At 67.9% G+C, this 24,182-nt stretch carries 22 protein-coding genes; 8 read left to right on the forward strand and 14 right to left on the reverse strand.

The features are described 5' to 3' along the window. Positions 1–346 precede the first annotated feature (346 nt). The 4 genes from AC5FRV_RS11985 to AC5FRV_RS12000 all read right to left on the reverse strand — a co-directional run bounded on the left by AC5FRV_RS11985 (position 347) and on the right by AC5FRV_RS12000 (position 3,113). Complete coding sequence (locus AC5FRV_RS11985; RefSeq protein WP_493561327.1) at positions 347–1,204, reverse strand: hypothetical protein; 858 nt, start codon at positions 1,202–1,204, stop codon at positions 347–349. Next, on the reverse strand, positions 1,201–1,791 hold the full coding sequence (locus tag AC5FRV_RS11990) for a signal peptidase I (protein ID WP_493561328.1): 591 nt from the start codon (positions 1,789–1,791) through the stop codon (positions 1,201–1,203). The genes AC5FRV_RS11985 and AC5FRV_RS11990 overlap by 4 nt, the downstream gene beginning before the upstream one ends. Then, positions 1,778–2,386, reverse strand: coding sequence for a TasA family protein (locus AC5FRV_RS11995; RefSeq protein ID WP_493561329.1), 609 nt, complete (start codon positions 2,384–2,386; stop codon positions 1,778–1,780). The genes AC5FRV_RS11990 and AC5FRV_RS11995 overlap by 14 nt, the downstream gene beginning before the upstream one ends. Before the next feature lie 88 nt (positions 2,387–2,474). Continuing rightward, a complete protein-coding gene (locus AC5FRV_RS12000; RefSeq protein ID WP_493561330.1) occupies positions 2,475–3,113 on the reverse strand; it encodes a TasA family protein in 639 nt (212 codons plus the stop codon). A 266-nt stretch (positions 3,114–3,379) separates the two neighbouring features. Between AC5FRV_RS12000 and AC5FRV_RS12005 the strand changes: the two genes are divergently transcribed. The 3 genes from AC5FRV_RS12005 to AC5FRV_RS12015 all read left to right on the forward strand — a co-directional run bounded on the left by AC5FRV_RS12005 (position 3,380) and on the right by AC5FRV_RS12015 (position 6,805). Further along, positions 3,380–3,892 carry a gamma carbonic anhydrase family protein gene (locus AC5FRV_RS12005; RefSeq protein WP_493561331.1) on the forward strand — a complete coding sequence of 171 codons (513 nt, stop codon included), beginning with the start codon at positions 3,380–3,382 and terminating at the stop codon, positions 3,890–3,892. A gap of 69 nt (positions 3,893–3,961) precedes the next feature. Next, the gene (locus AC5FRV_RS12010; RefSeq protein WP_493561332.1) at positions 3,962–5,773 is read left to right on the forward strand and encodes a glutamate-cysteine ligase family protein; all 1,812 of its coding nucleotides are present in this window, start codon (positions 3,962–3,964) and stop codon (positions 5,771–5,773) included. A 120-nt stretch (positions 5,774–5,893) separates the two neighbouring features. Continuing rightward, positions 5,894–6,805 carry a dihydrodipicolinate synthase family protein gene (locus tag AC5FRV_RS12015; protein WP_493561333.1) on the forward strand — a complete coding sequence of 304 codons (912 nt, stop codon included), beginning with the start codon at positions 5,894–5,896 and terminating at the stop codon, positions 6,803–6,805. A gap of 48 nt (positions 6,806–6,853) precedes the next feature. Here the strand turns inward: AC5FRV_RS12015 and AC5FRV_RS12020 are convergent, their stop codons facing one another. The 4 genes from AC5FRV_RS12020 to AC5FRV_RS12035 form a co-directional block, all read right to left on the reverse strand. Continuing rightward, positions 6,854–7,885: a dipeptide epimerase gene (locus AC5FRV_RS12020; protein WP_493561612.1), complete on the reverse strand. Its 1,032-nt coding sequence runs from the start codon at positions 7,883–7,885 to the stop codon at positions 6,854–6,856. A 2-nt stretch (positions 7,886–7,887) separates the two neighbouring features. Then, on the reverse strand, positions 7,888–8,904 hold the full coding sequence (locus AC5FRV_RS12025) for an N-acetyltransferase DgcN family protein (protein ID WP_493561334.1): 1,017 nt from the start codon (positions 8,902–8,904) through the stop codon (positions 7,888–7,890). Positions 8,905–9,298: 394 nt separating this feature from the next. Then, positions 9,299–10,192 carry a Vms1/Ankzf1 family peptidyl-tRNA hydrolase gene (locus tag AC5FRV_RS12030; RefSeq protein ID WP_493561335.1) on the reverse strand — a complete coding sequence of 298 codons (894 nt, stop codon included), beginning with the start codon at positions 10,190–10,192 and terminating at the stop codon, positions 9,299–9,301. A gap of 70 nt (positions 10,193–10,262) precedes the next feature. After that, complete coding sequence (locus AC5FRV_RS12035) at positions 10,263–10,610, reverse strand: DUF5802 family protein (RefSeq protein ID WP_493561336.1); 348 nt, start codon at positions 10,608–10,610, stop codon at positions 10,263–10,265. 313 nt (positions 10,611–10,923) lie between these two features. On the opposite strand from AC5FRV_RS12035, the gene AC5FRV_RS12040 reads away from it, so the two are divergent. Both AC5FRV_RS12040 and AC5FRV_RS12045 read left to right on the forward strand, forming a co-directional pair. Next, a complete protein-coding gene (locus tag AC5FRV_RS12040; RefSeq protein ID WP_493561337.1) occupies positions 10,924–12,027 on the forward strand; it encodes a hypothetical protein in 1,104 nt (367 codons plus the stop codon). A gap of 166 nt (positions 12,028–12,193) precedes the next feature. Further along, complete coding sequence (locus tag AC5FRV_RS12045; protein WP_493561338.1) at positions 12,194–12,937, forward strand: ArsR/SmtB family transcription factor; 744 nt, start codon at positions 12,194–12,196, stop codon at positions 12,935–12,937. Positions 12,938–12,966: 29 nt separating this feature from the next. Here AC5FRV_RS12045 and AC5FRV_RS12050 read toward each other — a convergent pair whose 3' ends face one another. Beyond that, positions 12,967–13,539, reverse strand: coding sequence for a DUF8526 domain-containing protein (locus tag AC5FRV_RS12050; RefSeq protein ID WP_493561339.1), 573 nt, complete (start codon positions 13,537–13,539; stop codon positions 12,967–12,969). A 128-nt stretch (positions 13,540–13,667) separates the two neighbouring features. Continuing rightward, the gene (locus AC5FRV_RS12055) at positions 13,668–15,992 is read right to left on the reverse strand and encodes a receiver/sensor box histidine kinase (protein ID WP_493561340.1); all 2,325 of its coding nucleotides are present in this window, start codon (positions 15,990–15,992) and stop codon (positions 13,668–13,670) included. 272 nt (positions 15,993–16,264) lie between these two features. On the opposite strand from AC5FRV_RS12055, the gene gatD reads away from it, so the two are divergent. Both gatD and AC5FRV_RS12065 read left to right on the forward strand, forming a co-directional pair. Continuing rightward, entirely contained in the window at positions 16,265–17,521 is a 1,257-nt protein-coding gene (gene gatD / locus AC5FRV_RS12060; RefSeq protein ID WP_493561341.1) for a Glu-tRNA(Gln) amidotransferase subunit GatD, read from the forward strand. A gap of 120 nt (positions 17,522–17,641) precedes the next feature. Then, positions 17,642–18,547 (forward strand): GNAT family N-acetyltransferase, encoded by a 906-nt coding sequence (locus AC5FRV_RS12065; protein ID WP_493561342.1) that lies wholly within the window; start codon positions 17,642–17,644, stop codon positions 18,545–18,547. A 34-nt stretch (positions 18,548–18,581) separates the two neighbouring features. Here the strand turns inward: AC5FRV_RS12065 and surE are convergent, their stop codons facing one another. From surE to AC5FRV_RS12085, 4 genes are all read right to left on the reverse strand, one after another. Beyond that, positions 18,582–19,367 carry a 5'/3'-nucleotidase SurE gene (surE, locus tag AC5FRV_RS12070; RefSeq protein ID WP_493561343.1) on the reverse strand — a complete coding sequence of 262 codons (786 nt, stop codon included), beginning with the start codon at positions 19,365–19,367 and terminating at the stop codon, positions 18,582–18,584. Positions 19,368–19,428: 61 nt separating this feature from the next. Beyond that, positions 19,429–19,707 (reverse strand): ubiquitin-like small modifier protein 1, encoded by a 279-nt coding sequence (locus AC5FRV_RS12075; protein ID WP_493561344.1) that lies wholly within the window; start codon positions 19,705–19,707, stop codon positions 19,429–19,431. A gap of 68 nt (positions 19,708–19,775) precedes the next feature. After that, entirely contained in the window at positions 19,776–21,641 is a 1,866-nt protein-coding gene (locus AC5FRV_RS12080) for a cation:proton antiporter regulatory subunit (protein WP_493561345.1), read from the reverse strand. Continuing rightward, positions 21,638–22,873, reverse strand: coding sequence for a potassium channel family protein (locus AC5FRV_RS12085; protein ID WP_493561346.1), 1,236 nt, complete (start codon positions 22,871–22,873; stop codon positions 21,638–21,640). Before AC5FRV_RS12085 ends, AC5FRV_RS12080 begins: the two co-directional genes overlap by 4 nt. Positions 22,874–22,988: 115 nt before the next feature. Here AC5FRV_RS12085 and AC5FRV_RS12090 point away from each other — a divergent pair, with 115 nt between their 5' ends. Continuing rightward, positions 22,989–24,173 (forward strand): NAD-binding protein, encoded by a 1,185-nt coding sequence (locus AC5FRV_RS12090; RefSeq protein WP_493561347.1) that lies wholly within the window; start codon positions 22,989–22,991, stop codon positions 24,171–24,173. Positions 24,174–24,182 lie beyond the last annotated feature (9 nt).

Here is a 24,182-nt window from a genome sequence, read left to right on the forward strand (position 1 = left end):
TTCCTGGCCGCATAGCACGGCCGGGAGCGAGTGGCCGAGCAACAGCGAGGCCCTCGCGACCAGGGGAAGGGCAGGGCTGCGGTGCGGAGCCTGGAGGACTGAAAGGGCGAGGCGCGGTCGGCGAAGCACGGACCCGTAAGGACCGCAACGAAGTGAGGAGCGCAGCGTGGTCCGCGCGAGTCGAGCGCGCCGAGGGCTTTCGAGTTGTTGCTGTGGGTATTCGTTTCATCAACTCCACCGAGAACCATCCACTCACTTCACACACGTACGCAACACGGATTCCGTCGCAACAATCTCGATAAAGAACAACTGAATCAAGTCTAACCACACCGAACCCCAAACTCACTCAAGCGGTCTGTCGCAGGACGAAGTCGACGTCGAACTCGACGCCGTCGCTCTGGACCTCGTTGTCGGTCGACGTCGGGAGTCGCCACTCGAACGTGACGGTCGCCTGCTCGCCGGCTCCGAGCGTCTCGGTGCTCGACCGGTCCGCTCCGTCGAGGGACTGCAAGGTCACGTATTGGCTCGCCGAACCGAACAGATACTCGGTGGTTCCGTCAGCGTAGGTCACGAAGAGCCGAACTTCGAGCGCGCCGGAGAGCTCGCCCGTGGTCGCGTCGTCGCCGACGGCCTTCTCAGGGTCCAGGAGCCCGTTTTCGTGGTCGACGACGACGGTGTCGTTCACCAGCAGGCGTCCGCTCGCGTCGCCCGCGTTTTCGAAGGTGACCGCGTTCTGTCCGCTGTGGCCCGGGGCCAGCTCCGATGCCGCCACCAGGACAGTGCTTCCGTCCGCGGTCAGGTCGACGCGCGACGGGCTGTCGTCGTCGCTATCCCGGTCGTCGTCATCGTCGTCGTTGCCGTCCGCCTCGTCACGGTCGTCGCGCCGCGTCTCGGTCGGCGTCGCTGTGTCGACCGCCGTCGGCGTCGCGGTGGGCGTGGCCGTCGCCGCGGGTGTGACCGTCGCCGCGGGCGGGCCGGCGCCGGGGGTCGGCGTCGGTGTCGCCGTCGTCGGCGTGATCGTGACGGGCGCCGGCGTGGGCGTCGGTTCCTCGTCGGGTCCGGTCCCAGGAAACGCGATGGTACCGATACCGGCGCCGAGAATGACGAGCAACGCGAGCGCCAACAGGGCCAGCAACCGCCTGTCGTCGTTCGACTCCTCGACTTCTTCGGGCTCATCGCGGAACGGTCGGGTAGGCCCAGTCACGACCCGTCGTCACCTCTCGGCGGTGCGTCCTCGTCCTCCTCTCTCGTGGTCGCCGTCGCGGTCAGGAGGTCCCAGACTTCGGAGACTACCAGGAGGACGGCCGGGACGACGACGAGCGCGAGGATGCCCAGCCGGGTCTGGGCGAACGACGTGACGTAGCCCATGTAGGGGACGTGGAACTGCACGACGCCGACGACTTCCGACGGCGCGACGAGCCCCGGGTCGGGGTCCTCGTTGGCGTCGCCCTTGGTCCGGAACCGGCGCTCGCCGTCCCGTTCGACCACCTCAACGACGCGGTGGGTCACGCGGGAGGAATCCCCAGTTGCGCCCGCTCGCTCGATGGTGATCACGTCCCCCTCGCCGATGTCGTCCGCAGGCACCTCTCCTACGAACACGACGGCGCCCGCTTCGATGGCTGGCGACATGCTGTCCGAGAGGACGACGTAGCTCTCGTCAGCGCCGACTATCTGTGGCACCGCCGCGGCGACGAAGAGGAAGACGACGATGGCGAGAACGGCCAGCCCCACGAGATTTGCTATCCGGCGCCAGTCGACGCCCGCCGAATCGCTGGGGTTACTGTCCGTCATTCTGGTTCAGGTAGAAGTCGAAGGTGATGCTGACGCCGTCGCTCTGGAACTCGTTGCCGACGTCCTTGAGTCGGAGGCCGACGGTGAACGGCGTGCCACTGCCGGGGTCGGCCAGGTTGATCAGGTCGTTCGGGGTGGACTCGTCGGCCCCGTGCTCGTTGTTCGCGAGGTCGTGAAGCGTCGGCGGGTCGGCACTCGAATCGATCTGATCCCTTATGTCCCCGCCGTAGTCGAGCGTCTCGACTTCGAGGCTTTCGGCCACGTCCTGAGCGCTCACGTCCTCGTCGTTGTTGTTCCCGTCACTCTCGGAGTAGGAGACGTCGACGTCGAGCGAACCAGTGATGCTTCCGCCCTTGACGAGTGTGACCGATTCCTCCGTCGTCTGCGTGGGAGCGAGCGCCGTGTTGAACGCGAAGGTACCGTTGCTGTCAAAATCGAGTTCGAGGGTCCCCGCGCTGATGGTGTTGTCAGAACTGGTTTCGGTGTCGCTGAAGTAGGCCATCGTTCCAGCCCCGCTCGCGGCGCTCGCGCCGGCGACCGTGGCAAGGCCACCGAGGAGGTGCCTTCGCGTGATTTGGTACCCGTCTTTCACCATTACTATACGATCCTCTATCGTGTATCTCGGCGACCGTTACGTTCGTTTAACGACCCGCTCTAAGTCGTGTGGACCAATACGTATTCAGTCAGTCCCGGCCCGACTGCTCGGCGATCAGGTCGATAGTGATATCCACGCCATCTGCTTGTGCGTCGTTTCCAGCGTTCTCGTCGAAAGTCAAACTGAGAGTGACCGATACGTCTTCTCCATCTGTGACGTTGTTCCCAGTCACCGAGTCAAATGATGCTGCCGACACCAGGTCAGCGAGGTCCGTCAACGAGTTTCCATTTGTGTCGCTCACACTCGAAAGGAGGTCTTCTTCGTGCGGGGTGCTACCGATGTCAACCGACGCTTCCGTGACCTCGAGGTATTCCGCGAACTCAGTGGCATTGAGTTCGGTGCTGTTCGACGTGGGCTCGGAGTTTTCGGTGATGGTGTCCTCGGCGACGGAAAAATCGACGTCCACTTCGGCGTCGACGGATCCGGAATACGTCGAGGTGACGGTGACTGATGTTGTGTCACCCGGAACCGCGTTTGAGAGGCTGATAGTGCCCCCCGTAGATGACCCGAGATCTAGAGTCCCGGCATTGATCGTATTGCCGTCGCTCGTTTCGGTGTCACTGAAGTACGCAAACGTCCCTGCCCCAGCGGCCGCGCTGGCTGCACCGACCGTTGCTATACCACCCAGTACTCTGCGTCGTGAGAGTTCGATGTCCTTCCCGTTCATTGTGATCCTTCTACCGCGCTTCGACCGCGCTACTGGGCCCACCAGGCCCACCAAGTCCAGATCGGATGTGTTCGATTGTTTACCGATCGGGCCTCGGTCTGTCTCAAATATACAGTCGCTTACCTATAATAGTCCCTTCGGTTTCAGGGGTCGATACCGGCGAAGGGTTCTTAGCCTCCCGAATTTCCGGGGTACAGAAGCACGTAAAAAATAAACATCTCGTCTCGTTGCGACACCTTATAGCTTCGCGACACGTTTATTCACACATGGACAGTCGGGAATACCGCTTCGAAGGGAGCGAGCCTGAGATCCACGGGTACGCCCACGTCAGCGCCGAGGCGACGGTCGTGGGCGACGTGCGCGTCGGTCCGAACGCGAACGTCTGGCCGGGCGTCGTGTTGCGCGGTGACGTCGGGCCGGTCGACATCGGCCGGGAGACGGCCATCGGCGACAACGCGGTGGTGCACGTCTCGAACGTGGGCGAGCGAGTGATGGTCGGCCACGGCGCGACGCTCAACGACTCCACCGTCGAGGACGGGGCGCTCGTGGGGTTCAACTCCACCGTCAGCGACGCGACCATCGGCGCGGGGTCCATCGTGGCGATGGGGACGGTGGTGCCGCCGGGCTACGACGTCCCGCCGGAGTCGTTCGTCAGGGGGATGCCCGCATCCGTGACGCCGCTATCGGAGACGAACATCGACCCGGATTCGGTGTTCGAGGCGTTCTCGTCGGGTGACTACGCCAACCTCGCGGCGCGTCACGAGGACCTCTTCGAGTGAGGGTCGGGCGGCGCCGTCGGGGGTGTGGCAACCGACAGTATAAACCAACCCCTCGTCAATACACTGCGCATGGACGACGTCGTCGACCTGGTTCGCCGGTCGCTCGCCGACGAGACGGACGCGGAGTTCACCGCGCGCGTCGACGAGCAGGCCGCGGCGTTACGGGAGGCCATCGCGGCGGGGCGATTCGACAACGAGGACTTCGCCGTCGGCCTCGAAGTCGAAGTCTACGCGATACACGAGAAGCCCGAACCGGTCGAGGACGACCCCGAAGACGGCGACGCGATAGCGGAGGCAGGCACTGACGAGGCCGACGAGGCGGACGCCGACGGAGCAGACCTCGACGCCGACCTGAGCAGCAGTGCGAGCGCCGCGCTCGATCCGTCGCTGGAACCAGCTGATCCCGTGCCAGACCCCGGAGCGGCCGACGCCGGTGCGGTGGACGGCGACGAGTCCGCAGATGACGACGCACTTGACGAAGAACCCGACGACGTCGACGAACCGTACATGGACCCCGAAGAATGGGAGGGAAAACTGGCTGCGCTCCCCGAGTCGGTGTTCGAGGGGCCGGCCGCGAAGGAACTCGGCGTCCACAACGCGGAGATCAACACCGACCCCGACCAGTTCGGCGCGACGGGGCTGGAGGTCCAGACGACGTCGGTCGAGATGCGCGTCAAGAAGGCCCGGGACGCCGCGCTCGCCGAGAACCGCGACATGGTGCTCGACGCGATGTGGACCATCCCGCCCGAGGGTGGCACCCTCGACTACTTCACCGACGTAGAGCAGCGTGACGGCGTCGTGTTCGCAGAGAACATGCGCCAGTATCCCCGCTACGTCGCGCTGGACAACGAGGCCTTGGCCCACGCTGGTGGCGAGATATCGTTCTCCGTGCCCGGCGCGGAGCACGCCTTCCCTTCCATCCTCTTCGAGTCGCTCACCACCTCGATCCAGCCCCACCTGCAGGTGCCGACCGCCGGCGAGTTCCCGGACTACTACAACGCCGCCATCCGCACGCTCGGACCGGTGCTGGCGCTGACGGCGAACTCGCCACTCCTCCCCGCAGACCTGTACAATCGGGTCGACGATCCGTACGAACTGCTCGACGAGACCCACCACGAACTCCGCATCGCGGCGTTCGAGCAGTCCGTCAACACCAGCGAGAATCCGAAAGTCAGGGTGCCGAGGGACATCGAGACGAGCGAGGACGTCGTCGACCGCGTCGTCGCGGACGACTGCTTCGCCCCGTTCCTCCGGGAGTGGATCACCGACGAACCCCGCCAGGGCGTCCACGACGAGCACTGGGAGTTCGACCACAAGCGGGGGACCTACTGGCGCTGGCTCCGGTGCGTCGTCGGCGGCGACCCGGTCGACGGTGCGGGCGACCAGGAGTCGCTCCGCATCGAGTACCGACCGATCCCGACCCAGCCGACTGTCGAGGACCTCATCGGCACGCAGGTGCTGGTCGCCGGCCTCGTCCGGGGGCTGGTCGCGACCGGCCATCCGCTGGCCGAGCTCCCCTGGCAGGACGCGCGTCGCTCGTTCTACGACGCGGCCCGAAACGGCCTCGACGCGGAACTGGCGTGGGTGACCGAAGACGGCGAGCGGACCACCGACCACGACGTCATCTACGACGAGATATTCTCCCTCGCACGCGCGGGTCTCGACGCACAGGACGTGCCCGAACGCCGGGCCGACGAGTTCCTCGACCCGCTGGAACGCCGCTGGACCGCGGGCGAGACGCCGAGTTCGTGGAAGATCGGTCGCGTCCGCGAGCACCTCGACGACGGCCACTCCCTGGAGGACGCTATCTGCGAGATGCAGCGGGACTACTTCGAACTGAGCCAGGGCGAGGACTCCTTCGCCGACTGGCTCTCGTCGTAACTCGTTCTCGCGATACGGGCTAGATCCCCTGAGAGTGGCCACCACGCGACTGTGCGTCGGATCCCCAAGCTGCCAACGTGACGATAGATTCATATCACCCGTTTTCGAAGGCTTCGACAGATGACGACCAACGGCCCGACGCATGACGTTTCGATTCACGGCGTGATCCCGCCGACGATTACCGCGTTTACCGACGAGGAAGAGCTGGCACTCGACGCGACCGCCGCACACGCCCGGTTCGTCGTCGACCGGGGCGTCCACGGCGTCTTCCCGCTGGGGACCAACGGCGAGTTCCCGATGCTCAAGCCCGACGAGCGGGCGGCCGTCATCGAGGCCGTCGTCGACGAGGTGGGTGACGAAGTACCGGTCATCGCCGGCGTGAGCGCCCCGAGCACCCGGAACACCGTCTCCTACGCCCGGGACGCCGAGGCCAACGGCGCCGACGCCGCGGTCGTCGGCATCCCGTACTACTACCCTATCGACAGCACGGCGATCATCGAGCACTACGAGGAGGTCACCGCCGCCATCGACATCCCGGTGTACATCTACCACTTCCCCGCGCGGATGGGGAACAAGCTCGAACTGGAGACGCTGGACCGGCTGGCCGACCTCGACGGCATCGTCGGCGTCAAGGACTCGAGCGGCGACGTCGCCTGGCTCGGACAGGCCATCGACCAGAACCCCGAGCTGACCTACCTCGCCGGGCTGGACTCGCTGCTGTTCGCCGAACTCGAGATCGGCTGTACCGGACTCGTCAGCGCCGTCTCCAACGTCTTCCCTGAGCTCACCGTCGACCTGTACGAGTCCTACGTCAGCGGCGAGGAGAACCGCGCCCGGGAACTCCAGAGCACCGTCTTCGACATCTGGAAGGCCATCGACCGCGGCCCGTACCTCGGCGGCGTCAAGTCCGCGCTCGACCTGCACCCCGAGGTCGACTTCGACCCCGGCCCGATGCGACGCCCCCTCTGGCGGATGGACGAACAGGAGGAGGTCCAGCTCGAACGGACGCTCCGTACGCTCGACCTGATCTGAACCCGTCGAAGACCGCGGCAGACCGCCCACGATTTTGCCGATTTCCTGTCACTCGACCAGCCGCGCGCCCGTCCCCACGGCCACGGCACCGAGGTCGAACGCGCCGTTCTCGACGGGAATGCCCTCGCAAACGTCCTCGGCCAGCAGGAGCGCCCCGTCGAGGTCGGCGTAGTCGACCAGCGGCGCGAGGTGGCAGGCTGGGGCGATGGAGGCGTTCGACTCGACCATGCAGCCGAGCATCACTTCCAGGCCGTGCGCGCGTGCGGCGTGGATTTGTTCGAGTGCCGGGCGGAGGCCGCCGCACTTCATCAGCTTCACCGTGACGAGGTCGCAGGCGTCGGCGACTCGCGGGACGTCGCTCGCGGTGACGCAGGCCTCGTCGGCACACACCGGGAGCGACGTCTCGGCGGAGACGCGACGGAGGCCGTCGAGGTCGCTCGCGGGCACGGGCTGTTCGAGGAACTCGACATCCGCCGCGGCGAGCCAGTCGGCCTTCGCTATGGCCTCGTCAGCGTCCCAGCCCTCGTTCGCGTCGACCCGAATCTCCGCGTCGGGTGCGGCGTCCCGGACGGCGTCGAAGCGGGCGCGGTCGTCGTCGGTGCCGAGTTTGACTTTCAGGTGATCGAACCCCGCCTCGACGGCCGCACTGGCCCGGTCGGCCATCTCTCCGGGGTCGGCGATACCGACGGTGTAGGACGTGGGCGGCGCGATCTCGGGGTCCAGTCCCCACTGGCGATACAGGGGAACCTCCAGGTCGCGCGCAGCGAGGTCGGCCAGCGCTGTCGAGACGGCGGCCCGCGCGGCGGGGGCGTCGGGTGCCCGACGCGAGAGTCGGTCGGCGATTCGCTGGCCGGCGTGGGGGTCGTCGACGTCCTCGACGACGGTGAGGAGGTCGGGAAGCACGTCGGCGACGGAGTCGGGGGACTCGCCGTAATAGGCGCTGGGCGTGCCACCGCCGACGCCGACGATTCTCTCGCGTTCGAGTCGAACGACGAACGCGTCGGTGGTGCCGGTCGTCCCGCGGGCGATGGTGAACGGGTCCTCGACCGGTAGCTCGTGGTAGTTGAAGGACGTGTCCATGGTCACAGCAGCGCGTCGAGCACGTCGTCGCCGACGCCGAACCTGACGGGGTCCGTCGCCGGTGCGGTAAGTTCGTCGGCGAACGAATCGACTGCTTCGTGGGCCGGCCCATCGTCGAGACCGCTCGTGTTGACCATGCCGGCGAGCACGTCCGCCGGCCGGACCGGCGCGGCCATCGCCTCGTAGAGGGTGGCGTAGCTCGCTGGGTCGGGAATCTCGAAGGACTCGTAGCCGTGGACTGTCTCCTGGCCGGCGACGTGGCAGAGGACGAGGGCGTCGGGCATCGCGCCGTGGAGGATGCTCGTCGTCACGCCGGAGTAGGCGGGGTGGGCGATGGCCCCCTGGCCCTCGACGACGAGCAGATCGTGGTCGTCGGCGGCCTCGCGGACCATCTGCTCGACTGCGCCGGCCGCGAAGTCCGATATCACCCGGTCGACGACCATCCCCCAGCCGGCTATCATCACGCCGGTCTGGCCCGTCGGGACGACGGCGGCGTCGATGCCGCGCTCGCGCGCCGCGTCGCGCACCTCGAAGGCGGCGGTCATCTTCCCCGTCGAGCAGTCAGTTCCGACGGTCTCGATGACGCGCGCGTCGACCTCGCTCGCCCGTCCCTCCGAGACCGTGAGGTCGTCGGGCGGGCGGCGGACGTCCCGGAGTGCTGCGCCGTGTTCGGCGGCCAGCGTGGCGAACTCCTCGTCGTCGGCAAGGAAGTCGTGTAGACCCGCGATGACGTCGCACCCCCGTTCCAGCGCCCGGCGAACGTCGTCGCGCCAGGACGGGTCGAACTCGCCCCCGATGGGCGCGACGCCGACGATCAGCGCGTCCAGGTCGTCCTCGACGTCGTCGAGCGAGGCCACGATCGGGACGTCGGGGAGGTCCGGGACGTGGTCGCTGACCCGGTCGCCAGTGGTATCCCGGTCCAGCAGCGCCCGGACGTCGTGGTCGCCGTAGCGCAGGATCCCCACGGCTGTCTTTGCCCGGTCGGGAAACGATTCGTGGGCGAGTACGGCGACTCTCATACCTGTGAAATCGACCGCCCGCCTCCTAAATGTTCGTCGGTGAGACCCAGTTCGGGAGAGGTGAATCGCGACGATGAACGGTACCGAGAACAACTTGAAAGCCCCGCGCGGTTCGAGTCCCGCGGCTCGCTGTGCTCCTCGCCCTCCGGGCTGCGGTGCTTGCTTCGCCGGGGTTCCTCGAACCGCACGCCCCTTTCAGTCCACCCGGTTCGGCCGATTAGCCAGGAGAAACGGGTGGGAATGAAAGGGGCCGCTGTCTCGGGGAAGGCGGACCCGACAAGCACCGCAGGCCGAAGGCCGAGGAGCGCAGTCGCGGTCCCCCGACCCGAGAGAGCGGGGGCTTTCGGGCTGTCGTACTCGTTCGTTCTCGCAGTCGAAGACCGGACAAATCGAACTACAACGTGCGCAACTGAAGGGTCCAGAACTCGTGGAGGGCGTCCCCAAGCGCGGACTCCGGGTCGCCGGTCGCGTCCACACTTTGCGTCACGTCGGCGACGTCGTCGAACTGGGAGAGCAGGCTGCGCTCGCCGACGACGAAGAGGCGCTCGGCGTCGCGCTCTTCGAGCGCGGCCTTGCAGCGCTCCAGGTGGGAATCGATCTGGGCGTCGCGGAGGCGTTCGAAGCGGGCCTGGGAGAACCCGCCCTTGGAGTGCTGGCTCTTCAGGTCGGCGTCGAAGCCGTGGAAGGCGGTGCGCTCGCGGCCCCGGTACTCGCCGAGGGCGAAGAGATCCGAGCGGACGAGGGCGAGGGCGAACTCGCCGGTGGGTTCGAACCACTCGCGCTGGAGGGTGACGTGGTCGTCCCACGAGGCGAAGGGCTCGGGTGGGACGGGAACGGACAGACAGGCGCCCAGCAGCCCGGCGTCGTCGGTGACGGCCAGGCAGGGTGTGGCGCGGGCGACCAGCCCGGCGCGGTCGCCGAAGGCGTCGCGGACGGCCGGTGGGAGGTCGTGTTCCGCGTCGACGAAGGCGGTGAACACGCCCTCGGGACCGGTCTCGACGGATTCGAGTCGGTCCAGGATTTCGTCGCGACGGTCTCCGGCGCCCGCCTCCTGGCGGCGGAAATCGGCGGTCGAATCGTCGCGCTTGAGCCGCTCGACGCGGTCTTCGAGTTCGGTTATACGGTCCTCCAGGTGGTTGACGCGCTGCTGGGCCGCCTGGCGGTCGCTCACGGCCTCGGCGCGGCGCTCGGACTCGGCGTCGCGTTCGCGTTCGAGGTGACGCTTCTCTTCCTCCAGCGTCTCGACCCGCGCTTTCAGGCTCGCCCGGCCGAGCAACCTGTCGATCATCGACTCGAAAGGCGGCGTGTGACGGTAAAAATCTTGCAGGAGAGCGACCGTGGCCGCGGGTCGGTCGGCCCTACACTGCCGTTCCTTCGGCGACCGGGAGCAACTGCTCCGCACGGTCGGCTTTCGCCAGGAGTACCTCGTGGAGCGCCGGCGGGTTGCGAACGGAGGTGTCCTCGAGCAGGTCGCGCGGGACCGCGAGCGTGTCCGCGGGGACGGACTCGTCCCCCCGGACGGCGAGGTGGTGAGTGTCGAGTTTCATGACGAGCGGATGGTCCGTCCGCTCGACGCCTTCGCCGGTCGCGTACAGTTCGCGGTTGACCTGTTCGTGTTGTTCGCGGGAGATCGCCGGTTCGCCCTCGGGATGGGGCTGAACGTACAGCCGCCCGAGGTAGTAGCCTCGGGAGAATCGTTCGAACATGCTGTTCACTGGGTGTTAGACATTAACACACATAAGCACTCGCCCATAGCGTTTTGTCGTCGGGCAATCCGACCGGTCGGTCGCCGGGCCGGGTCGGCGCTGTCGAAGGGTGAACGTATCTGCGAGACGTGATGTACTCGCTGGGAGCCGGCGTCGCGGACCAGAGCGACTGAAATCCGTCGATAAACGCTCTTCGAACTCCTGGCGGCGTTTCACCCCCTCGGTGAACGGTTCGAACGGAGCCGGAGGACGGGCTGAACGGTGAGAACAGTGACTGTCGTTTTATAGGTGTCTGGTATAGAATGAATCGAGTATGAACACTCGGGAGGTAGCGGTGGTCGCAGTCGTCGTCCTGGTGGGCGTTGCCGGTGCAGCGCTCCCCACCGTCGCGGCGACGACGGCGGACCCCGCGGCACAGGTCGAGGAACCGAACGAGACGGCCACGGAGGCGAACGCCACCGACAGAGGGAGTGGCGACGAGCCGGCCGCGTTCGGAACCCAGATGACGGCGTTTATGCAGAGTAGCGCTTCGGAAGCGAACGACACGGTCGAATCAGGCATGTGGACGGCCGGGTTCGAGCGTGCGAACGAGTCGAAACAGGCCCGGATGGCCGAACGGCGGGCGGGATCGCTCGAACAGCGACTCGACCGTCTCCGGGAGCGGAACCAGACCCTCACGGAGCGATACGAGAACGGGTCACTCTCACGGAGTGCCTACGTCGCCCAGTCGAGCCAGCTCTCCGGGCGCATCGCGGCGCTCCGGACGAGCGTCGACGAGACCGACCGGGCCGCCGAGAGGGCGGGGATCAACGACACCCGGCTCGACACGCTCCGCACCGAGGCCAGGAACATGACCGGCCCGGAGACTGCGGGCGTCGCCCGTGACGTCGTCGCCGGAGGGCAGGGCCCACCGGCCGACCGTGGCCTGCCAGGTGAGCGCGGGAACGGTCCTGACGTCGTCCCCGGCAGCGGGAACGGTACCGACGCCGGCAACCTGACCGGGAACGTGAGTCTCGGGAACGGCGACCTGAACGTGACGAATGCCACTGGCAGCTCGACGGGGGGTGGGAACGCAAACCCTAGCGACAGGGGTGTGGGCACCGGGTCCGACGGTACGGGGTCCGGTGACGCCTCGAATAGCGGGAACAGTAGTTCCGACGGCGCCGGCGCTGACGGCGACTCCGACGACGTGAACGGGTCCGGAACCAGCGGTGACGTTCCGGGAAATGGGAACACGGGATCTGGCACTGGTGACGCCGCCGATCCCGACTCCGGTGACGACGGCGACGACTCCTCCGGGAACGGGGACGGAAACGGGAACGGGGACCGAAACGGGAACGACAACGGCGGCACCGGTAACGAAGCCGGTGGAAACGGTACCGGCAACGGTCTCGTCGGGGACCTCCTCGGCCTCTAGACGAACGACGCCCGGTCCGACGGCGACTGATCCGACCGCACCTGGTCCGTTTCGACGGCCGGTTCGCACCATCCGAACCAACCAGTAGACGACGGCGGGACGACGCCGGCCGCCGGCGCGTCTGAGGAGACACGCTTTTCCGTCCTGGGACACTATCCTCAGGTGAATGGACTCCGCCGAGTTGCTCGACTTGCTCGGGAACGCGAACCGCCGTCGCATTCTCAGGTTGCTCGCGCACAAACCCTGTTACGTGACCGAGATCAGCGAGTACCTGGGCGTCAGTCCGAAGGCGGTCATCGACCACCTCGGCAAGCTCGACGACGCCGGCCTGGTCGAGAGTCGCACCGACGACCGGCGGCGCAAGTACTTCTCTATCGCACGGAATCTCCGCCTCGAGGTCCAGGTCTCGCCTCACGAGTTCGGCGCGAAGAGCGCCTACCCCGCGAACCCGGGCTTCGACGTGAGTTCCTGTCGCTACGTCAGCATCGAAGTCGACGGCGCTGACGGGGACAGTACCGACGGGGACGGCGCCGATGGCGCGACGAGCGTCGACGACGCCGGCGACGATGCCGGTGAGGACGTCGACGCCGATACGGAGGCGTTGAAACGGCACGCCAGGGAACTCGAGCGACTCAAACAGCTCGAAAACGAGCTCTCGCTGGCCCAGCGGTGGGTCCAGGGCAGTCTCTCGGAGGTCCGGGAGAACATCGACGAGGCTGTCGAGGACGGCACCGACGACGGCCGCCTCTACGCGGCCGTCATCGGCGCGCTCGCGACCGGTGACCGTGACGTCCGGACGATCAGCCGCGACGTCGAGGCCCACCCAGAGTTCGTCGAGGAGGCCCTGGAGTGGCTCGCCAGCGAGGGAATCGTCGAGCAGTCCGGCGGGACCTGGCGTCTGTGCGAGTGAGCGCCGGGTCCGGACCCACGCTTCGCGGACTACAGGTCCCTGGTCACGCCGTCCCGCAGGTCACGCCCCGCGTAGAAGCCGCCGACCGCCGCCAGGGCGCCGACGGCGGCACCGGCGATGGGCACCATCCCGCCCGTGACGACGGAGAGCCCCATCGCCCCGAGAAAGAGCGCCAGCGCACCGCTCGCACCACCGGCGGCCGCCGCCTCGAGGTAGCGCGGCTTCGCCGAGAGCGTCCCCACGAGGCCGGCCATCAGGAAGATGCCGAGAAAACCGGCGAAGGGGACCAGTGGGATCAGGTTCCCGAGGACGAAGACGCCGACGAGCGCCGCCCCGAGTTGCAGGACGAAGGTCGTCGGCGAGAAGACGCTGCTGGCGCGACGCTTGACGCGACCGACGCGTGAGGACGCTGCGTCAGTGGTCTCGGCCGGTGTCGACGTCGACGCACCGACCCCGAACTCCGTCCCGTGTTCGTCCGGGCTGGCGACGGTGCCGTCAGCGTCGACGCCGAACTCGTCGCTATCGATGCCGACGACGTCCTCGTCGGCGCGCTTCCCGCCGCCGTCCCCGTTCCGGGTGAGTTCGTCCGTCCGTTCGGCCATAGTCGTGTCTCCGGACCGAGCGTTCAAGGTCCTTTCCCCGTCCGATCGCGGCGCGGTCAGGCCGTTCGCTGTCTGCTATTGGAAGCCCGTGTTCTCCGTCGAACAGCGTCGACGAGCCGGAGCCGACGTCACGCTCGCGTTTCGACGCCGGACAGGACGATCCGAGCGCCGCCGCCCTCGCTCTCGTGGACGTCGACCGTCCAGCCGTGGCCGTCGGCGATCTGTTCGACGATCCGCAACCCGAGCCCGGTGCCACCAGGGACGCTTGAACGACCGGCTTCGAACACCCCGTCACGGTCGGGCTCTGGAATTCCCTGGCCGTCGTCGGCGACGTAGAATCCGTCGTCGGCGTCACCGACCGTCACCGTCACGCCCTCCCCGTCGTGTTCCACGGTGTCCTCTGGAGCGTGCGAAGGAGGGCTCGTGGAGCTATACTTCACGGTGCCGTCACTCGTCTGCGACTCGTGACGGCTCGCCGAACCGTGTTCGACCGCGTTGTGGAACAGGTTCTCCATGAGTTGCTGGAGCTGGCACCGGTCGGCACGGATCGTCAGGTCCGTCTGGACCGAGAGGCTCGCCTCGTCCGTCTCCACGTTCCGCCAGCAGTCCGCTGCCACGTCGGCGAGCGGGACGAACTCGGGTTCCGTGGCCGCGTCACCCTCGCGTGCGAGCGTCAGAATCTCGTCTATCATCGTCTCCATCCGGTCGTGTGCGCCCACCACCGGGTCGACGTGCTCGCTGTCGCACTCCTCCTGGACCATCTCCATGCGACCGCGTGCGACGCTCAGCGGGTTCCGGAGGTCGTGGCTGACGATGCTCGCGAACTCCGAGAGCCGCTCGTTCTGCCGTTCAAGTCGGCGTTCGCGTTCCGTCCGTTCGGAGATGTCGCGTCCCATCCCGACCACGCCGGTCACGTCGCCGCTGGTGTCCGTGAGTCGCGCGCCGGTGAACTCGTAGGGGACTCGGTCTCCATCCGCCGTCACGAGGTCCGCCTCGATGGTCGCGTGCCCCTCCGACAGCGCCGTGGCGATGGCCGCCCGGACCCGCTCGGAGTCGTCCTCGGGAAAGAGGTCCGACAGTTCGAGGTCGCCGATGGCGCCGTCTTCGTAGCCGGTCGCCGCCGCGAGCCGGTCGTTCCACCGGCGGAACATCCCGTCAGTGTCGAGCACGTAGAAGACGTCCGCGAGCGCGTTCAGCGCCTGGTCGACGAACTCGCGTTCCTCGCGGAGGTCGCGTTCCGACGCGATGCCGTCCAGCGCCGTCGTCGCGTGAACGGCGAGAGTCTGGGCGAGGGGAACGTCCGTCGTCTCGAACGCGTCGGCGTCGTCCACGCCGACGAGGAGGACGCCGTGGTCGCCGAGCGGGAGGATCATCTCGCTCCGCATCGGCGTGTCCTCGTTCAGACGGTCCTCGGCCGTGGACACGTCGTCGTACACCCGCCGTTCGCCGTCTTCGAACACCTGCCACGCGATCCCTTCTCCTCGCGGGAACGCCGGGGGTTCGCCGAGTATCGCCTCGGTCTCCTCGGTCCAGATGGTCGGCGTCAGACAGTCCTCGTCCTCGTCGTAGCGGTAGACTGCGGCCGCGGGCAGGCCGAGGATGTCCCGCACTGCTTCCGTGGCGGTCTCGGCCACGTCCGCGAACGACGTCGCCTGCATGAACGAGCGGACGGTGCAGTGAAGCCCCTCGATGGCCCGCTCGCGGGACTTGCGCTCGGACTTGTCCCAGACGCTGCAGATGAGTTCGCCGTCCTTCGTCTTCGCGAGCGTGTGGTCTTCGACGAAGGTGGTGCCGTCGGCGCGCACGCCGGTCGTCTCGCCGGACCAGACGCCGGTCTTCTCCAGGTCGGGGATGACGTCCGCCTGAACGAGTTCGATGTCCTCGTCCGGGTACGTGATGGTGAACGACTCCCCGAGCATCTCCTCGGGCTCGTACCCGTAGATGTCCGCGTACGCCTGGTTGACGTAGACGTACTCGCCGGATTCGGCGACGATGCTGATCCCCTCCTGGGCCGCTTCGATGGCATCCAGGTGGCGACGCTTGGCCTGCTCGGCCCGCGCTCGCTCGACGGCGTTGACCACCCGGTTCGCCAGTATCGCGTACTGGTCCGCCCCGGTCTCCTTCTGGAGGTAGTCGGTGACGCCAGCCGAGATCGCGTCGCTCGCCACCTCCTCGCTCCCCTTGCCCGTGAACAGGATGAAGGGGAGTTCGGGGTGGTCCTCACGGACGGCCTCGAGGAACTCGATACCGTTTCGCTGACCCATGTCGTAGTCCGAGACGATGCAGTCGACACCGCCATCCTCGAGCCGGTCGAGCCCGTCGCCGGCACTCGTCGCCGTCTCCACGACGAGGCGGTCGTTCTCGCGTTCGATGCAGGTCGCCACCATCTCCGCGAAGTCCCCGTCGTCCTCGACGTGGAGGACGCGGATCCGGTCAACTGTCGACTGTTCCATTACTGTCCAGCACACGAAATCCGGTAATAATTGTTTTGGACTGACAACTAACTGTGAAATTTAATCGGCGGGTCGGTGACGTGCCCGCTCCGACCGGTGTACCTGTCGCCGACTCGTTCGCCCCGTTCGGTTCCTCGGTTCCGTTCTCCCTTGCCGGTTCCGTCGTTCCGTCCTCGCGGTGCGACCCGGCCGGCTGCGCCCGAAGCGAGTCCGACCGCGCCGTCGGCCGACGAACGAGTGGATTCAAGTCCGGCGGGGCGGTATCCCGGGGCATGAACGCAGGCGACCGGGTGCGCGTCGACCGCGCGGACCAGACCTTCGAGGGCGTCCTCTTGCCCTCCAGCACGCCCGACCAGCTCGTCCTCAAACTCGAGGGTGGCTACAACGTCGGCGTCGACCGCGACGCCGCGAGCGTCGACGTGCTCGAATCGGACGTGTACGACGTCGAGGGGGCACAGGACGAACAGAGCGAGTCCACCGTCGAGTTCGACGAGGACCTGCCGACGGTCTCCCTGATCTCGACGGGGGGTACTATCGCCTCGACCGTCGACTATCGAACCGGTGCCGTCACGGCCCAGTTCGACGCCGAGGACGTCCTCCGGGCGGTGCCCGACCTCGCCGGGATGGCCAACTACCGCGGTCGCGTCGTCGCCAACATCCTCTCGGAGAACATGACCCCCGCCGTCTGGCAGGACCTGGCCCGCGCCGTCCACGAGGAGATCGAGGCCGGCGCAGACGGCGTCGTCGTGATGCACGGCACCGACACGATGCAGTTCTCTGCGGGCGCGCTGGCCTTCATGCTCGACACGCCGGTCCCCATCGTCTTCACCGGCAGCCAGCGCTCGGCGGACCGCCCGTCCTCCGACAACGTGATGAACGCCGTCTGTTCGGTCGAGGCCGCACTCGGCGACTGCGCCGAGGTGCTGGTCTGCATGCACGCCAGCGAGTCCGACGACGTCTGCGCCCTCCACCGCGGCGTGCGCGTGCGCAAGAACCACACCTCCCGGCGCGACGCCTTCGAGACGGTCGGGTCCGAACCCCTCGGCCGGGTCGACTACGGTGGGAGCGACGAACCGAACGAGGTTTCGTTCCGCCGCGAGCACGCCCAGCGGGGCGAGACGGACCTCGACCTGAACGACGACCTGGCCACCGACGTCGACCTCGTGAAGTTCACGCCCGGCACCGATCCTGCCTTCCTCGAACAGTGTTCCGACAACGCGGGCGTCGTCATCGAGGGCACCGGCCTGGGCCACGTCAACACGGACTGGATCGACACCATCGAGGACCTGACCGACGACGGTACTCACGTTGTCATGACCAGTCAATGTTTGGAGGGGCGGGTCTGCGACCGCGTGTACGACACCGGTCGTGACCTGCTCGACGCCGGCGTCGTCGAGGGCGAGGATATGCTGCCCGGAACGGCGAAGGTCAAACTGATGTGGGCGCTGGCGAACGCCGAAGACGTCGCCGACACGATGGGGCGCTCGCTCGCCGGCGAGATGACGACGCGGTCCGTTCCCTGGACGTAGCCTCGAAGTACCTCTCTCCCAGTTTTCTCGGATTTACTCGTCGGGAGGGAGTTCCGTAGTCCAGGGTTCCTCTTTCTTCTCGAACTGTGATTCAAGGGACCGCCGCCCGAATTGGTGGACATGACCGAAGCCGTCGTCCGGCAGGCCACCCACGACGATTACGACGCCGTCGCAGCGTTCACTCGGGACACCTGGGCAGACCAGGGGCGGGGCGACTACATCCCCGACGTGTTTCAGGACTGGGTCGACGCCAACGGCCCGGAGTGGCGAACCGTCGTCGTCGAAGTCGACGGCGACGTCGCCGGTATCTGCCAGGGGAAGTTCCTCTCCGACTACGAGGCGTGGCTGGAGGGGATACGCGTTCATCCCGACCATCGCGGCGAGGGCCACGGCCTGCGGATGGTCAGGGACCTCTTCGAGTGGGCCAGTGACGGCGGCGCGACCGTCGCGCGCAACATGGTGTTCGGGTGGAACGACGCGGGCCTGGGCCAGTCGATGGCGGCGGGGTTCGAACCGCGGACGAGCTTTCGGTGGGCGGAACCGGAGCCGGAGCCACAGTCCGCGGAGCAGGACCCTCAGGTCGTCGACGACGGGGCGGCGGCCTGGAGCTACTGGGCCCGGAGCGATGCGCGGGACGTACTGGGCGGCCTGGCACTCGACAGCGAGCACTCCTGGACGCTCTCCGAACTTTCTCGCGAGCGACTCCACGCCCTGGCCGACGACGAGCGCGTCTTCGCCGTGAAAGACGGCGGCACGCGCGGGATGGCGGTGCGGGTCCGGACCACGGAGCGACCCACTGGGGACGACGCCACCGAGACGCTGGCGGAGTACGCCGTCGGCGCGTGGGCCCACCTGCCGGCCGCGAGGCGACTGTTCGACGCCATCAGCGCGGACGCCCACGATCTGGGAGCCGACGCGACCAGAGTCCTGATTCCCGAGTCGCCCCGCCACGTCGCGGAGGCGGCCGCCGCTCGCGTCGGATTCAGCGAGCACTGCGACTTCGTGCTGGAGGCGGACCTGACGTAGCGGAGTGAGTACTGGTTTCCTCGTGCCGTTATCGTTAGTCGCCGTCGTCGAGAACGTCGAGAAGGACCTCCCGTTCGACCGAGTCGAAGCCGACGGTGAGTGGCGAGATGCTGACGTCTTGGTCACGGAGGGCCCGGCGATCCGTCTCGCCCTCGTCGGGCGGGAGGCCGCTCTCGACGTCGTCTCGGAGCGGGTCGTAGACGCGGTCTACGAACGAGAGCTGGTCGCCGTCGCGCTCGACGGTGGCGTCGAAGTCGTCGACTGGACGCGTAACGCGCGTCCGCGGAGGCTCGGTGGGGTTCGTGGGCACGTGGACGTTCAGGTAGTCGGTCGGTTCGAGCGCGTCGGCGTCGAGCAGGTCCGCGACGAGTGAAGCCGTGAACCCCGTGGTCGTGGCGAACGTCTCCCGGTCCGGTTCGTGAACGTGGCCGACGGTCACGTCGTAGGCCGAGACGGCGACGCCCGGCGTTCCGAGGTGGGCGGCTTCGGCGGCGCCACCGACGGTCCCCGACCGCCCCAGTCGGTGCATCCCGACGTTCGGGCCGGGGTTGGGGCCCGCGACGACGACGTCCGGCGTCTCGTCGAGTCCTCGGAGTCCGAAGGCGACGCAGTCGGCGGGCGTTCCCTCGATGACGTACCCCCACTCGTGGTCACGGACGCTGGCCTCGCGAGAGTTCGCACGGCCGACGCCGCTGTTGTCTTCGGCGGGCGCGACGACCGTCACCGACGCGATCTCCGTGAGTTCGTCGTAAAGCGCGGCGAGGCCGGGGCTGTCGATGCCGTCGTCGTTCGTCAGCAGGACGCGCCGATCCGCAGCCATAGCGTACCGATTCGCCACCTACTCCGAGGAACCTATCGGTTCGCGCATAATTCGCGCGGACCTATCCCCCGCTGACCGGTGGAAAGAGCGCGAGTTCGTCGCCGTCTTCGACGGTGGTCTCCAGTCCCTCACCCTCGACGAACGGGTCTTTGCCCTCGTGGAGGAGGCGGATGTGGTCCCGGACTGCCCCCTCTTCGTCGAGCACCTCGTCTTGGAGACCGGGGTGGGCCGCCACCAGCGCATCCAGCGCGTCGCCGACAGTCGCCGGGGCGTCGACGTTGACGGTGACTTCCGAGTCGCCCGCCGTCTCGGCGAGCGTTGCGAACAGCGTCCACTCCATGTCGGAGTGGCCGTCCCCGGGAACAAAGAGGGTTGCGGGGCCCGGTGCGTCAGCGCTCGCGGCCGCCGTCAGCTGTCACGGTCGTCGTCACCGTCGGTCGCCCCGTCGGAAATCCCGTTCTCGTCGTCAGTAGCGTCGTCGCTGTCTTCGACGACATCGTCGAGAGCGGCGTCACGGTCTTCGTCGGAACCGGTGTCACCGTCGTCGGAATCGTCGTTGACGCCGTCCCCACCGAGCAGCGGGTCGGCGAGCGGGTCGTCCTCCCCCACGTCGAGGGGGGTGAAGGGGACGGCGTCGTCGTGTTCCTCGACGGCTTCGGCGTTTGACTGGTCGTCGACGATGGGTTCGTCGGTCTCGTCGGCGGTCGGTTCGTCGGCCTCGTCATCCGTCGCGTCGGCGCCACCGTCGTCGACCTGTTCGTCGCCAGTCGTCGCTTCCTGGTCGACGGATAGGTCGGGTGCATCCAGTTCCCGGTCCATCCCGGGGAGGTCGTCGGTGTCCGCGAACGCGTCGCCGTCGAGGATCGACTCGTCGCCCTCGCCGTTCGACCGCTCGGTCGACGGCGCGTCCGGCTCGTCGACCTCGGTATCGCCGGTTCCGTCGTCCATGTGGTCCCCGTCGTCCAGTTCCGCGGCGGGGTCCGGGGCTTCTTCCGGAGCCGTCTCGGCCTGCTCCTCGTCGGGTGACTCGTCCGAGTCGTCGGCTGTCTCGACGGGTTCAGACCTCCCCGCCACGGTGTCCGGAACGCCGCCCCCTGGCCCTCGTCCGGCGTTCTCGACTTTCCGGAGGTTCTCGGGCGTCGCGATGGCGTAGACCACGTCGCCGGGCTGGAGCGTCCGGTTCCTGGCCGGCAACGGTTCGGGGCGTTCGTCCTCTCGGGTGATGGCGGCGACGGTGACGTCGAGGGCGTCGACCGTCACGCCGTCGAGGTCGCTGCGAGCCTCGACGGTGACGGTGGCGAGCGTCTCGTCGGCCGAGCGGAGCAGCGACGCGAACTCGCGGTCGGGGCGGTCCTGGACGGGCAGGGTCACGAGCTTGTACCGGTCGGTCGGGTTCAGCTTCGGCGTGTCGGCGGCGTCGATGGCCACCGTCACGACGTCGCCCGCGACGCCGCGGAGCTCGCCCGTCAGAACGCGTTTCAGCGGGTCGGTCTCCCAGACCTGGACGAGGTCGCCGGCGCTGGCGGCGTGGGCCGGGTCGGCACGGATGGCGACGGCGTTGGTCGCCGGCGGGAGCGTCGGGCCGATGCCGGCAGCCCGCGTACCGACGGCGAGGAACTCGACCGAGCCGTCGTCGTCGAACTCGACGTCGACGTGGCCGACGCCGTAGTCGGTTCTGAGCCGCGCGACGAGGCGCTCGCGGAGTTCGGCCTTCGAGAGCCGACGTGGGAAGAGGAACCGCCGTTCCGCGAGGGTCTCCTTGGTCTCCTCGGAGACGGGGTCGTAGCCGACGATGTCGGCGACCTCCTCGGGTAACTGGACCGTCGTGACGCGACCGACGGTCTGGACGATTTCGCTGACGTCGGCGTCGACGTCGCTGACGCCGGTCGTTGCGAACAGATCGACACCGAGCCTGTCGCCGACGCGGGTGCCGGCGGTGGCGGCGAGTCCGCTGGTCAGGAACGCGGCGACGTGAACGAGCGCCGTCGCGAGCGCGATGTCCCGGCCGTCCGGCGCGATCTCCTCGGCCAGCAACGTCGTCGTGCTGAGCGACACCGCGACGACGGCGAGGCCGGCGAGCAGCGAGAGCCCGGCGGGCACGCGTTCGCGGACGTACCAGCGGTACGCGAGTGCGACGGCTCCCGCGACCGCGCCGGCCACGACCGCGACGCCGATGACGCCGGCGACCGTCACCGTGACCCCCTCGGTGGTCGGCCCGCCTAACTGAGCGACTGTTCCGGCCGACGTGAATGCTCCGGCCGACGGGATACTCATGCGACCGCCTCCGCGAACGCGTCGAGGCCGTCGCGGGAGCCGACGGCGTACAGTTCGTCGCCGGCGGCGAGCGTCGTCTCGTCGCCGGGAGCGATCTGCCAGTCGCCGCCGTTCCGGACCGCCAGGACGGCGACGCCGTACGTGTCACGGATCGCTGCGTCACCGAGCGAGGCACCGGCGAGGGCGCCGTTGGCCGCCACCGTCAGGCGGCGGAACCGCTGGTCGGCACGTCGGAGCAGCGAGACGAGTTCGTACTCTCGCCGGGTGCCCCGGGACTCGACGACGACCTTCGCCTCGCTGGCGCGCAGCAGGGGCTGGGCGTCCGTTCGCGTGACGCCGACGGTGAGCCGCCCCTCGCCACCGTCGGTCGTCGGTGCCCGGACGGGTTTGGCGGGGAGGTCGTCGTCCTCTCCAGCGTCCGGGTCGACGGGGTCCGCGGTCTGATCGACCGCCGGCGCCTCGGCGTCGTTCGACCGGGCGCTCAGGACGGTTCCGCGCGCCTGTGCGTCCGGCGTGATCACCGTCAGTTCGTCGCCGCGGGCGAGCCCCGTCGGCAACAGCGCGTCGACGGAGACGGCGTGGTCGCCGTCGTCGATGCGCTTCGACAGGCCCGAGAACGGCGGCGCGGCGACGACCGACGCCCGCCCCCGTTCGTCGATGGAGACGGCGGCGTCGCCCAGGTCGAACGTCTTCGTCAGGCGCTCTTCGAACCGTTCTTCGAGCTCCGAGATCCGCAGGTCGGCCGGGAAGGTGAACTCCTCGCCGCGGATCTCGGCCCGAAGTTCCTCCGAGAGGGGCGGGTACCCCTCCATGTCGGCGACTTCGCCGACGACGCGGACGTGGACTTCGCCGCGGCCGCCGACGAACTCGACGACGTCCGCCGAGAGCGTCTTCTCCCGGAGTTTGTCCAGCGAGAGTCGGCGCGGGAGCTCCGCCCCCATCTGGTCGCCCTTCGCGTGGGCGTACATCGACGCCATCGTGACGACCAGAATGGCGGTCACGACCCGCTCGGCGTTGGGCGCCGAGGTGATCGACTTGTCCGCGAACGCGAGCAGGCCGCCGTTGACGCCCGCCAGCGCGATAGCCAGCACCGCCACACCGAAGGAGGGGATGGTGACGCCGGCGAAGTACTTGAAGGTGAACGCGAGCCCCCACGAGACGAGCGCCGGGATGATCCCGACGAGCAGCCCCAGGTAGATGCCGAGGAGAATCTCGACCGGGAGGGAAGCCATAATTGTTCACTCTGCTGGCGCCGCTTATCGTTTCCGGCGAGTGCACGACGGCCGGCGCGTGAACGCCGTCTGCCGGACAGCGGGTTTTACAGTGACCGACGGCAAGGAGGTGTGCATGGACAGGGTACGCGACTGGTTCGGCGTCCGTGCGACGCTGCTGTTGCCGACGCTGGTCGCGATCCTCTCGTTCGCGACCGGCGTGGCCAATATCAGCGCGCCGGGCGTGTCGGGACCGCTGGACCCGTTCATTCCGGAGGCAATCGAGCGGACCGTCGGCTTCACCGGGGCGCTGACGGGGTTCCTCCTGCTCGTGAGCACCTACGGCCTCCGGCGTCGGCTCCGCGTCGCCTGGTACGCGACCCTGTTGTTCCTTCCGATGGCCGCCATCCAGGGGCTCTTGCAGGGGAGCGTGAACGTTCCCGGCGTCGGTTCGGTGCCCGTCGAGTTGCCGCTCATCGTCCTCTCCCTCCTGTCGATTCCGACGGTGCTGATCAACCGGCGGCTCTTCGACAGGGAACTGGAGCTCTCGACGGCACAGCAGGCGGCCATCGCGGCGCTGCTGGGGGCGCAGGTGTATATCACCGCCGGCGCCTACGCGCTCAGAGAGGACTTCACCAACCTCTCGACGCTGACCGACGCGCTGTACTTCGCCGTTGTCACGTCCAGCACCGTCGGCTACGGTGACATGGCGCCGGTGAGGGAAGCGCAGTCGGCGAAGCTGTTCACCCTCTCAGCCATCGTCGTCGGCACCGCGAGTTTCGCGCTCGCGCTCGGGTCCGTGCTCGGCCCGGCCATCCAGGACCGCATCACCAGGGCACTCGGCACCATGACAGACACGCAACTCGACCTGCTCGAGGACCACGTGCTCGTCCTCGGCTACGGCGAACTGACGGAACCGATCCTCGAAGAACTCACCGGCGTCGTGGAGTTCGTCGTCGTCACGCCCGACTCGGCGACGGCCGCGACGCTCCAGCAACGCGACGTCGCGGTGCTCACCGCCGACCCCAGCGACGAGGAACCGCAACTGCGTGCCGGTATCGAACGGGCGCGCGCCGTCGTCACCGCGACGAACGACGACGCCCAGGACGCGCTGGCCATTCTGACGGCCCGCGAACTCAACCCGGAGGTCCGCATCGTCGCCGCGGCGACCGACCGCGAGAACGTCCGGAAGCTCAAGCGAGCGGGCGCGGATTCGGTTATCAGCCCCGCGGTGCTCGGCGGCCACCTCCTCGCCGAGTCGGCGCTGGGCGATGACGACTCCGAGGCGGTCGCCGACCGCATCGTCGACGACGAGGTCTGACCAAGCTCC

This window comes from Halomicrobium sp. HArcel3, from assembly GCF_058933135.1.

Bases quoted from the DNA above. Each gene is read 5' to 3' on its own strand.
- AC5FRV_RS11990 (WP_493561328.1), bottom strand. From the start codon at position 1,791: ATGACGGACAGTAACCCCAGCGATTCGGCGGGCGTCGACTGGCGCCGG.
- AC5FRV_RS11995 (WP_493561329.1), bottom strand. From the start codon at position 2,386: ATGGTGAAAGACGGGTACCAAATCACGCGAAGGCACCTCCTCGGTGGC.
- AC5FRV_RS12000 (WP_493561330.1), bottom strand. From the start codon at position 3,113: ATGAACGGGAAGGACATCGAACTCTCACGACGCAGAGTACTGGGTGGT.
- AC5FRV_RS12005 (WP_493561331.1), top strand. From the start codon at position 3,380: ATGGACAGTCGGGAATACCGCTTCGAAGGGAGCGAGCCTGAGATCCAC.
- AC5FRV_RS12010 (WP_493561332.1), top strand. From the start codon at position 3,962: ATGGACGACGTCGTCGACCTGGTTCGCCGGTCGCTCGCCGACGAGACG.
- AC5FRV_RS12015 (WP_493561333.1), top strand. From the start codon at position 5,894: ATGACGACCAACGGCCCGACGCATGACGTTTCGATTCACGGCGTGATC.
- AC5FRV_RS12020 (WP_493561612.1), bottom strand. From the start codon at position 7,885: ATGGACACGTCCTTCAACTACCACGAGCTACCGGTCGAGGACCCGTTC.
- AC5FRV_RS12025 (WP_493561334.1), bottom strand. From the start codon at position 8,904: ATGAGAGTCGCCGTACTCGCCCACGAATCGTTTCCCGACCGGGCAAAG.
- AC5FRV_RS12030 (WP_493561335.1), bottom strand. From the start codon at position 10,192: ATGATCGACAGGTTGCTCGGCCGGGCGAGCCTGAAAGCGCGGGTCGAG.
- AC5FRV_RS12035 (WP_493561336.1), bottom strand. From the start codon at position 10,610: ATGTTCGAACGATTCTCCCGAGGCTACTACCTCGGGCGGCTGTACGTT.
- AC5FRV_RS12040 (WP_493561337.1), top strand. From the start codon at position 10,924: ATGAACACTCGGGAGGTAGCGGTGGTCGCAGTCGTCGTCCTGGTGGGC.
- AC5FRV_RS12045 (WP_493561338.1), top strand. From the start codon at position 12,194: ATGGACTCCGCCGAGTTGCTCGACTTGCTCGGGAACGCGAACCGCCGT.
- AC5FRV_RS12050 (WP_493561339.1), bottom strand. From the start codon at position 13,539: ATGGCCGAACGGACGGACGAACTCACCCGGAACGGGGACGGCGGCGGG.
- AC5FRV_RS12055 (WP_493561340.1), bottom strand. From the start codon at position 15,992: ATGGAACAGTCGACAGTTGACCGGATCCGCGTCCTCCACGTCGAGGAC.
- gatD (WP_493561341.1), top strand. From the start codon at position 16,265: ATGAACGCAGGCGACCGGGTGCGCGTCGACCGCGCGGACCAGACCTTC.
- AC5FRV_RS12065 (WP_493561342.1), top strand. From the start codon at position 17,642: ATGACCGAAGCCGTCGTCCGGCAGGCCACCCACGACGATTACGACGCC.
- surE (WP_493561343.1), bottom strand. From the start codon at position 19,367: ATGGCTGCGGATCGGCGCGTCCTGCTGACGAACGACGACGGCATCGAC.
- AC5FRV_RS12075 (WP_493561344.1), bottom strand. From the start codon at position 19,707: ATGGAGTGGACGCTGTTCGCAACGCTCGCCGAGACGGCGGGCGACTCG.
- AC5FRV_RS12080 (WP_493561345.1), bottom strand. From the start codon at position 21,641: ATGAGTATCCCGTCGGCCGGAGCATTCACGTCGGCCGGAACAGTCGCT.
- AC5FRV_RS12085 (WP_493561346.1), bottom strand. From the start codon at position 22,873: ATGGCTTCCCTCCCGGTCGAGATTCTCCTCGGCATCTACCTGGGGCTG.
- AC5FRV_RS12090 (WP_493561347.1), top strand. From the start codon at position 22,989: ATGGACAGGGTACGCGACTGGTTCGGCGTCCGTGCGACGCTGCTGTTG.